Annotated in this window: 2 protein-coding genes and 1 tRNA gene; all 3 read right to left on the bottom strand. The window is 58.7% G+C overall.

Features of this window, described 5'->3' with window-relative positions; all coding sequences use genetic code 11:
- Positions 1-457: 457 nt before the first annotated feature.
- Positions 458-769, bottom strand: a complete 312-nt coding sequence (locus tag AC1D05_RS35695; RefSeq protein WP_477447668.1) for a type II toxin-antitoxin system RelE/ParE family toxin — start codon at positions 767-769, stop codon at positions 458-460.
- Positions 770-772: 3 nt separating this feature from the next.
- On the bottom strand, positions 773-1,039 hold the full coding sequence (locus AC1D05_RS35690) for a type II toxin-antitoxin system ParD family antitoxin (RefSeq protein ID WP_477447666.1): 267 nt from the start codon (positions 1,037-1,039) through the stop codon (positions 773-775).
- 635 nt (positions 1,040-1,674) lie between these two features.
- Positions 1,675-1,751: transfer RNA gene (locus tag AC1D05_RS35685), tRNA-Met, on the bottom strand.
- Between the last annotated feature and the right edge of the window lie 141 nt (positions 1,752-1,892).

The raw sequence follows: 1,892 nt of genomic DNA, 5'->3' as shown, positions 1-1,892 counted from the left end.
AAGAGGTTCAGCAGGACTCTGCCGCCCACGTTTCTCTTTCTTCATTATTCAATTTTCAAAGAACAGACGCCGCATACGCAGTGTCGTGGCCCGCTTCGCTTTTGGCTCCGGGGCCGTCCGAGTGTCGCTTACGCGGCTCTCTTGAATTTCGCAGAGGGCAGACCTAGAAGCAAACTTCTTCGTCGCCAGCGGCGCACCGCCCTCGTTCGTGAGGCGTATATAGTCGCCACCTCGGCGAACTGTCAACACCGATCTCTGATGTTTTTTCGATTTCTCGTGTGGATATCCACGATGCGAAATTCGTGAGTTGGCTTGGCTGAAATTGAGACCGGTCTTTCGCTACCGACCATTCCTGCCCGGGCTTGCCATCACCCTCGGCGCCTGGTGCGTGCAATCGGCCTGAAAACCGCCTGTCCTGCTTGGTGGCTGTCGACCGCGAGCCGGTCTGCGCGGCGCTTCAGAGCCGGCCTTCCAGCAATTCCGGCGTGATGTTTCGACCGGCGTAGAAGATGCCCAGGATCAACACCCGTTCGCCTTCGATCGCAAACGCAATGCTGACGGCGCGCCGGTAACCAACAATCCGCAGCCCAGGTATGATCTCGACCCGCTCTGTGCCGCGCTGTGGAAAAGTCGATAAACCCAGGCAATGGCCACGGATCCCGGCAACGAAATTCCAGGCGATCGCAGGCGATGCGCGCTCGGCTATGTCGTCGTAGAGCTGTTCGAGTTCGGCTTCCGCGTTGGAGTGGAAGACAATCCGGTACTCCATCCCTTACTTGGCTTTCGCCTGCTTCGCGCGATGACGCGCTTCAAGCCGGGAAAAGACCGTTTCGGCAGGAACACCCTTCGCCGGATCCCGCTGGAGTTCGGCCAGGCGCGCCGGGATCTCCTCACGCAGCCACTTCTCTCGTTCCGCCTCGAAATCCTCGAGCATGCGCAAGCCGGCGCGGACAACTTCGCTGGCATTGTTGTAGCGGCCTGATTCGATCTGCTTCCTGATGAAGCTCTCGTAGTGGTCGTTCAAAGCGTAATTGGGCATGGCAACCTCTGGGAAGAATATGCGGTCATGGGAGAACATAGCAATAGATATCACCTATTGCCAACATTGGCCGATTCGGCTGCGCTCTGCCCTTGATTCGGATTCTCCGGCAGACAGGCTCGAGCCGCCTGATTCGGCATAGCCGGGATATCGCCTCAGCCCTGAAGACGCCGGCGCGATCGAGAATCGATCCCGCAATCGATAGCTGCGGCGATCCGCGCTCGTCATCCCTGCGAGACGGCGGGCACTGAAGCCGGCTGAGAAAGAACATCGCCAGCTAAATTCATTTCGCATTTGGGTTCAGGTCGCCGCTCGGATTCGGCTTTCGCCGCAGGCTTCTGCTCCGAGAGGCCTGATTCTTGTTTTGGCCTTCGTCGTTAGCTTAGCGGCGTTGGGAGCTACTGATGAGGGTTAGAGTAGGCGGGCCACGGTCGTCGCCGCATATCAAAACGGCCCGCCTGGTTTTGATCCTGGCGGGCCGTTGACTGTTGTTTTTGGGGAGAGGCTTTGGCTTTTTTGTCCCACTGCTTTGGCTTGGCCTGCTTGTGGGCTGCTGATGAGGGTTAGAACCGGCCGGTCAGCGCTGCATAGCAAAACGGCCCGCCTGGTTTGCGCCAGGCGGGCCGTTTTATGTTTGGTTGCGGGGACAGGATTTGAACCTGTGACCTTCAGGTTATGAGCCTGACGAGCTACCGGGCTGCTCCACCCCGCGCCAACCCTAGGCAAGCATCTGCTTGCCGATCTGAGCAAGCGTTTGCTTGCGTAGTCTGCGATCGCCTGAGGCGATTGCGGTATTGGTAACCACCAAATGAAAGGGCCGCTTACGCGGCCCGTGGTCCCTTGGCGGGCCTTG

The sequence above is a fragment of the Mesorhizobium sp. P2_E9 genome, assembly GCF_056403815.1.
Note: the sequence above shows the minus strand (reverse complement) of the source record. Positions and strands in the feature narration are given on the sequence as shown.

Excerpts from the sequence above, each read along its gene's own strand:
- AC1D05_RS35695 (WP_477447668.1), bottom strand. The coding sequence starts at position 769 with ATGGAGTACCGGATTGTCTTCCACTCCAACGCGGAAGCCGAACTCGAA.
- AC1D05_RS35690 (WP_477447666.1), bottom strand. The coding sequence starts at position 1,039 with ATGCCCAATTACGCTTTGAACGACCACTACGAGAGCTTCATCAGGAAG.